Origin of the sequence: Microbacterium sp. CPCC 204701 (assembly GCF_004010105.1) — a bacterium.
Lineage (GTDB): Bacteria > Actinomycetota > Actinomycetes > Actinomycetales > Microbacteriaceae > Microbacterium.
The window spans coordinates 1-7,167 of record NZ_RRYE01000144.1 but is presented as its reverse complement, the minus strand read 5'-3'; the positions used below and the strand labels follow the sequence as shown (position 1 = coordinate 7,167).

Here is a 7,167-nt window from a genome sequence, read left to right as displayed (position 1 = left end):
CTCGACGAACTGGTCCTCGCCGCCGATGCCCCGCAGCACCCGCAGGCCGACCACGGTGTCGGCCGCGAGCTCGGTGAGCGCGCCCTGCTCGCGGCGCCACGCCGCCTGCCGGCGCGCGAGCGGACGCACGAAGAGCGTCAGCACCGCCACGAGCACCGGCATCCCGAGCAGCACGAACAGGCCGAGCGCGGGCGAGGTGAACGTCGCGATCACCCCGACCGCGACGTAGGCGACGACTCCGCCCGAGAACCGCGCGGTGACGTCGAACATCTCGCCCACGCGCAGCGCGTCGTTCGCGACGGTCGACGCGACCTCGCCCGCGGAGCTGTCGGCGGCGATCGCGGCGCCCGTCTCCGCGCTGTGGTAGCCGATGATGCGCGAGACGCCGAGCGACGACCGCAGCCAGTTCGACACCGCCATGCGATGCCGGAGCACCGCGAACAGCGCCTGCGCGATCGCGATCGCGCCGAGCCCGGCGCACCACGGCAGCACACCCTGCAGCCCGTCGTCGAGCCCGGCGTCGATGGCGCGCCCCAGCAGGTAGGGCCAGATCACCTGGCACAGCATCCACGCCACGCCGAAGACGACGCCTCCGACGAGGGTCGCCGGCTGCCGGGAGGCCTGCCACAGCAGCAGCCGCAGCGGCGAGCCGGTCGGAGCCTGCAGGGAGCTCATGGCACGCTCACCCCTGCGTATCGAAGAGCACGTCGGCGGTGCCCGCCGCCGGCACGGCGACCGACACGCGATGGCCGTCGCGCGAGACCGAGGCTGTCACCTCGTCGCCCGTGATGTTGCGGAGCCGCGCCCGCACGCCGCCGTCGACCGGCCGCAGCTCGAGGAGCACCGAGTCGCTCGGCGTGACCTCGATCGGCGGTCGCGGCGGTGCCGTGGGCGGCGCGACGGAGTGCCGTGCATGCAGCGGCTCGAGCAGATCACGGCCGAGGCGGCGCACGTCGGCGGCGGTCGCCACCGGGACCGGCCGGAACCGGTAGCGGAAGCGGCGCGTCACCTCCTGCCGGGTTTGGAAGTTCGTGAAGTGCAGGTTGTTCATGAGCCAGCTGTTGACGTGGCCGCCTGTCACCTCGAGCGCGTCCGCCCATCTGCCGGTGTGATGCCCGCCGACCTGCACCAGTGGTGCATCCGTCGAGCCCCACAGGATGCCGCCGTCGCGGCCGGAGACACCGACGGCGTGCTGGATCGAGTACCAGTCCCTGCTGGTGTCGGGCAGCTGCTCGCGATCCGCGGCGAACACCGCGCCCGCGGTCTCGAGGAGGAACTCCGGCTCCGCCGCGGCGAACGGAAACGTCACGAGCACGCTCTCGGGGACGAACCGCTCGGGCTTGCCGATGCGCACCTCGAGGTCGATGTCGGCGGCGCCGTCCGCGACGACGAGGGTCGTGACGACGCTCGGGATGCCGGGCGCCGAGGTCTCCCAGCGGATCTGAGTCACGCCGGCGGAGCGGCTGACACGCACCGGTCCGTCCCCCGTCGCGACCACGCGCTCGAACACCGGGCCCGGATGGTCGGGGTGGAAGAGCTTCGGGGACTGCGTGATCATCGGATGCCGCGACCCGGCCTCGACGATCTCGTCGACGACGGCGCCAAGAGGGGCGGCGGCCGTCGCATCGACCAGCTCGCGGCCGTCGGTCGTGTCGACGAGCGACACCACCCCTCCGCGGGCCGGGTCGACGGTCACGAGGTAGACGCCCGCAGCGATCGGGCCGTCGGCTGCCTCCTTTTCTGCCGCCGGCGCGGGCACCGCGAGCACCGCGACCTCGAAGGGCCCGACGTCGGCGCGCAGTCGCACGCGTCGCGTGCCGGCGACCTCGACGTCGACGACCTCGCGGCGCGGGGCCTCGGTCGGGTTCACCACCACGATCGCGCCGTGCGTCGAGGGATCCTGCGTTCCTCCGCCGGCGTAGGCGTAGCGGAACCAGCCCTCGATCGCGAGGTCGCGCGCGTGATCGAACGCGTTGTAGGCGAACGCCGACGTGGCGTTGTGGTGCGAGTGGCTGAAGGTCGAGTGGGGCTTCGAGTACGTCTCCCAGCTGCCCCACGTGTGCTCGCCGTACAGCAGCAGCTGCTCGTCGACGTGCTCGAGGTCGTCGGCGATCTCGTCGTCGGTGCGCAGCCGCACCGGCCCGCGACGGTAGCCGAGCACGTCGAACATCGGTGCCGACGTGCCTCCGGCGAGCCGTGCGAGCGACAGCGTGCTCTGCGCCGCGCGCGCGAACGTGCGGGCCTCGCGGTACACCGCGACCTCCCGCGCGGTCGACCCGTGGCCGTGCGACCACCAGTCCGCCCACTCGCCGCGGACCGTCGGCACCTCGAACCCTTCCCCGGCAGCCTCGGCCTCGGCCTCGGCCTCGGCCTCGAGCTCGGCCTCGAGCTCGTCCATGGCCTCGTCGATCGTCGCGGTGCGCATGGGCAGCTCGGGATGCCGGGTGTTCCAGTGGCGGACGACGTCGAGGAACAGCGCGGTGGGCCAGCGGTTGTCGTTGCCCGCATGGACGACCGCGGTGCCCCACGGGTAGTCGTCACGTCGCTCCAGCTCGCCGACGAACGCCGCGATGCGCTCCTCGGCCGGCTCGACGTCGACGATGCCCCACTCCTCGCCGAACCCGTAGTGCGTCGAAAGCCACACGAAGACCGAGCGGCCCGTCGGCCCCTCCCAGCGAAAGCCGCTCGGCTGTACGAACGGCGGACGGCCGTGGTCGGGGTTCAGCGCCATCACGAGGCGCGTGATGCCGGCATCCGTCATCTGATCCACGGTGCCCCACGACAGACCGTTGACGTCGCCGTGCTGCTGGGTGCGGATGCCGATGCCCGCCTCGCGGATGCGCTCGAGCTGGTCGTAGGCGGCGTCGAGCTCGAATGCGCTCGGAAGCTGCGTCATGTCGAGGTAGCCGCCGGTGACCGACACCGCGCCCGAGCGCGAGAGCTCGGCGAGGCGGGCGATGCGGTCGGACGTCGCGTGCTGGAGGAACGAGAGCACGGGGCGGGCGACCTCGAAGGTCCAACGGAAGCCGTCCGTCCCCGCGGTGGCGTGCTCGTCGGCGAGATCGAGCACCCGGTCGACGATGCGGGCATGCATGCGGTCGACCAGGCGGGGACTGTTGGTGTAGCCGACATCGTGGTGAGTGTGGCCGATGAGGAGGATCTGTCGGATCGACATCGCTGAGTCGTGGTTCCTGTGCTTCGTCGGTGGTGTGGACACGTGTCGTGGATTCGAGCTGCGGCCCAGTGGGAAGGGGCGGGCCGACCGAAGTCGACCCGCCCCCGTTCCCCCCAAGCGGCGAGCGCTGACCGTCAGCCGGCGGTCGCGTTCTCGTACGCCCGCATCGCCGCGGCCTGCGCGTCGGCGAGAGCCTCTTCGGGCGTCTTGTCGCCGAGCAGCGCCGCGGTGATGGCGTTGTTCAGTTCGTTCTGGATGTCTTGACCGGCAGGCGACGAGCCGAACGACTGGCCGTAGTCGAGCACCTCGTAGTACGTGTCGATCACCTGGTCGAAGCCCGCGTTGCCCGACTCGACGACGTACTCCTCGCGGATCGACTGGTCGGGGCCCGGCGAGCCGGTGAAGAGGCCGGTGTTGATGCCGCCGTCCTCAGCGCGCGTCTCGGCGCGCGCGGCGCCGGCCGCGGCCCACGCTTCCTCGCTCGTCAGCTCGATCATCCACGCGCACGCGGCGGCGGGGTTCTCGGCACCCGCGGGGATGACGAACGCCTGTCCGCCCGACACCGAGAACGGGTTGCCCTCGGCGTCCTTGAACGGCACCGCCTCGATCTCGATCTGGTCGACATAGGGCGACAGCACGTTCGGGTACCACTGCGCGTTCACCTGCGCACCCACCTGGTCGGTGACGTACTGGTTGTTGTCGCCGAAGGTGTCGAACGAGTCGGTGAAGCTCTTCACCACGGCGTAGCCGCCCTGTGCGTCGTTGATCTGCGTGAGCAGCTCGATGCCCGCGATGTTGCTCGGGTCGTCGAGCGTGGGCGTTCCCTCGTCGTCGGTGAGCTGGCCGCCCATGCCGAGGATCCACAGCGGAGCCTGGCCCGTCGAGACCGGGTCGAAGCCCAGGCGGGACGGGACACCGCCGGACTCCTGGTACATCTTGGCGATGGCGCCGAGCAGCGCGTCGGGGTTCGAGGTGTCGATCTCCTCGGCGGTCACACCCGCCTGATCCATCACGCGCTTGTTCAGGATGATGGCCGGCGGCTGGTAGAACTGCGGCACTGCCCAGATCGAGTCCTCGTAGCGGATGTCGTCCACGACGAACGGGTACCAGTAGTCGTCGGGACTGACGCCCTGCGCGTCGAAGCAGTCGTCGAGCGGCATGATGAGGTCCTGCGCCGCGTACTGCGTGACGTAGCGGCGGTCCATCTGCACCACATCGGGCACATCGCCGCTCGCCTGGCGCGTAGTGAACTTCTGCGCGTCGAAGGCGGTGGCGTCGAGCTCGACCTCGACGTCGCTGAGCTGTTCCTCCGCGTAGTCCAGGCGGGACTGACCGACGTCGTCGGCGTTCTCGAAGCCCCACGCCGAGAGGGTCCCGGTGGGCTCGGCGTCGAAGTCGGCGTCGCCGCCGGTGCCACCGCCGCCACCACCACCGCCGCAGCCCGCGAGCATGACGGCGGACGCCGCGAGTGCGGCGATTCCGATGATGCGCTTGCGCATGTGTCTCCCTTTCGATTTCGGGGCGGCACCGTCGCCGCCGTCACGTGAGCGGAGTTTCCCGATGTATGGGAACCTTCCCACATGACGCTAGCCACCCGGCGGGTACCGGGCAACGGTGCAACCCGCGTATTTATTGGTTTGTGATGTGTACGTTGTGGAATCGATGTCACGCTGGGAGCGGCATCCGCCTCATCCCTTGCGGCCCTGCGTCGCGACGCCCTCGATGAAGTACCGCTGGCCGAAGGCGAACATGATGAGCATCGGGAGGGTGACCAGCAGCGATGCGACCATCACATACTGGTAGTCGCCGTGACCGCCCGCGGTCGGGCTGTACTTCGTCATCGCGTAGGCGATGCCCAGTGGAGCGGTGAAGTCGCTCACCTGGCCTGCGTTCAGATAGATCAGCGCGGCCTGCAGGTTGTTCCAGCTCGCCTGGAACTCGAACAGGAACACGATCACGAACGACGGGATCGACAGCGGCATCGCGATGCGCCAGAACAGGCCCCAGTAGCTCGCTCCGTCCAGGCGCGCGGCCTCGAACAGCTCTCGCGGCAGGCCCAGGTAGAACTGGCGTTGCAGGAAGATGTAGAAGGCCGAGCCGAAGAGGTTCATGCCCCACAGGGGCACCCACGTCCCCAGGAATCCGGTCTCCTTCCAGATCAGGTAGATCGGGATCATCGTGACGGCGCCCGGCAGCATCATCGTCGCGAGCACGAGCCCGAACAGCAGCCCGCGGCCGGGGAACTTGAAGTACGCGAAGCCGAACGCGACGATCGAGCTCGACACCGCGACGGCGGTCGCCGCGAGCAGCGCGATCGCGATGCTGTTCCACATCCAACTGAGCAGCGGCAGCTGGTTCCACACCTCGACGTAGTTCTCGGGGACGAAGGTCTTCGGAATCAGCGCGTTGTCGAAGACCTCGCCCCGCGGCTTGAAGCTCGCCGCGAGCAGCCACGCGAACGGGTAGAGGAACAGCAGCGCGAAGCCGACGAGGAAGATCGTCAGCACGACGCGGCCGGCGAGCGTCTTCGGCTGCGCGACGTTGCGCCGCCAGCCCGAACGCTTCGGCACGGTCACGGCGACCGTGGCGGCCTCGGGAACGGAGCGCGTGACGCCCGGGGTCTGCAGCGACGCCGACATCAGCGGTCTCCCTCGTAGTAGACGAACCGGTTGCCGAACTTCACCTGGATGACCGTGATGACCATGATGATCACGAACAGCAGCCAGGCCATGGCGGCGGCGAATCCGAAGTTGAACTGACGGAACGCCTGCTGGAACAGGTAGATCGCATAGAACAGGGACGCCTCCGGCGAGGCGTTGCTCTGATCTCGCCAGAACAGGATGTACGCCTGGTCGAAGACCTGGAACGCGGCGATCGAGAGCACGATGACGTTGAAGAACATCGCGCCCGAGATCATGGGCAGCGTGATGAAGAAGAACTTGCGGATCGGCCCGGCGCCGTCGAGCGAGGCCACCTCGTAGAGCTCCACGGGAACGTTCTTCAGTGCCGCGAGGAAGATGACCATCGTGCCGGCCACGGTCCACAGCGTCATGATGACGATGCTGGGCTTGACCCACGCGGGGTCGACCAGCCACTGCGGGCCCTGGATGCCGAAGAAGCGCAGGCCCTGGTTGATCGCGCCGGTGTTGCCGTTGAGCAGCAGGAAGAAGACGGATGCCGTCGCCACCGCCGGCGTCATCTTCGGCAGGTAGTACAGGGTGCGGAATGCCCCGGCGCCGCGGCCGACGCGGTTGAGCAGCATGGCGAGGACGAGGGCGAAGATGATCTCGAGCGGCACCGCCATCACGACGTAGAACAGCGTGTTCGCCAGTGACACTCCGACGCGCGGGTCCTCGAAGAGGTCGGCGTAGTTGGTGATGCCCACCGGCCGCGCCGTGTTGGTCGCGAGGTTGTAGTTGCTGAACGAGATGTACAGGCTGTAGACCATCGCCCCCGCCGTGAAGACGAGGAATCCGATGATCCACGGCGAGATGAACAGGTACCCCGCGAGCGCTTCGCGCTTGTTGTAGTGCACCTTGGCCTTGGGTGCGCGCTCGTTGTCACGGCCGCCCGGCCGGCGACGCTTCTTCGTGGTGCCGGACGCCTCCTCGAGCGCTTCGACGACGGCGTCGGGCTGCGACGTGACGCTCATCGCGAGGCCTCGCTCAGTGCGACCTCCGGGCGATTCTTCTTCGTCATCTCACTTCTCCACCTCGAGATGTGGCATCGTTACCACATGGCCCAGACTATACGGCTCCGCCGCCTCTCCCCGCAACCGCACGCCACCTGCCGGCACTCGCATGTCGCGATGCTAGGCACGCGCCGCCCGCCCATCACAGGGGTTGCGCGAGGCGGCTCCGCTGTGCTTCTCCGCGGGCGGCGATCGTGATCGCGACGGAGGTCGTGGTGTACGCGGCGACGTCGGCCGGGGTGTGCGCCGCCGTCGCCGCGGCACGCGCCGGCTCCCGGGCGGTGCTCCTCGAGCCGGGGCG

At 69.2% G+C, this 7,167-nt stretch carries 5 protein-coding genes; all 5 read right to left on the bottom strand.

The genetic code is table 11. The features are described from left to right. The coding region (locus EIO58_RS09990; RefSeq protein WP_164861620.1) for an ABC transporter ATP-binding protein at positions 1-675 on the bottom strand (675 nt) is incomplete at its 3' end. Positions 676-682: 7 nt separating this feature from the next. After that, positions 683-3,175: a glycoside hydrolase family 38 N-terminal domain-containing protein gene (locus EIO58_RS09985; protein WP_127819412.1), complete on the bottom strand. Its 2,493-nt coding sequence runs from the start codon at positions 3,173-3,175 to the stop codon at positions 683-685. Positions 3,176-3,309: 134 nt separating this feature from the next. Continuing rightward, the gene (locus EIO58_RS09980; protein WP_127819411.1) at positions 3,310-4,674 is read right to left on the bottom strand and encodes an ABC transporter substrate-binding protein; all 1,365 of its coding nucleotides are present in this window, start codon (positions 4,672-4,674) and stop codon (positions 3,310-3,312) included. 189 nt (positions 4,675-4,863) lie between these two features. Further along, a complete protein-coding gene (locus EIO58_RS09975) occupies positions 4,864-5,814 on the bottom strand; it encodes a carbohydrate ABC transporter permease (protein WP_127819410.1) in 951 nt (316 codons plus the stop codon). After that, positions 5,814-6,827, bottom strand: a complete 1,014-nt coding sequence (locus tag EIO58_RS09970) for a carbohydrate ABC transporter permease (protein WP_127819409.1) — start codon at positions 6,825-6,827, stop codon at positions 5,814-5,816. Before EIO58_RS09970 ends, EIO58_RS09975 begins: the two co-directional genes overlap by 1 nt. Positions 6,828-7,167 lie beyond the last annotated feature (340 nt).

What these genes read in the sequence shown, in the direction of transcription:
- EIO58_RS09985 (WP_127819412.1), bottom strand. Translation starts at nt 3,175, where the DNA reads ATGTCGATCCGACAGATCCTCCTCATCGGCCACACTCACCACGATGTC.
- EIO58_RS09980 (WP_127819411.1), bottom strand. Translation starts at nt 4,674, where the DNA reads ATGCGCAAGCGCATCATCGGAATCGCCGCACTCGCGGCGTCCGCCGTC.
- EIO58_RS09975 (WP_127819410.1), bottom strand. Translation starts at nt 5,814, where the DNA reads ATGTCGGCGTCGCTGCAGACCCCGGGCGTCACGCGCTCCGTTCCCGAG.
- EIO58_RS09970 (WP_127819409.1), bottom strand. Translation starts at nt 6,827, where the DNA reads ATGAGCGTCACGTCGCAGCCCGACGCCGTCGTCGAAGCGCTCGAGGAG.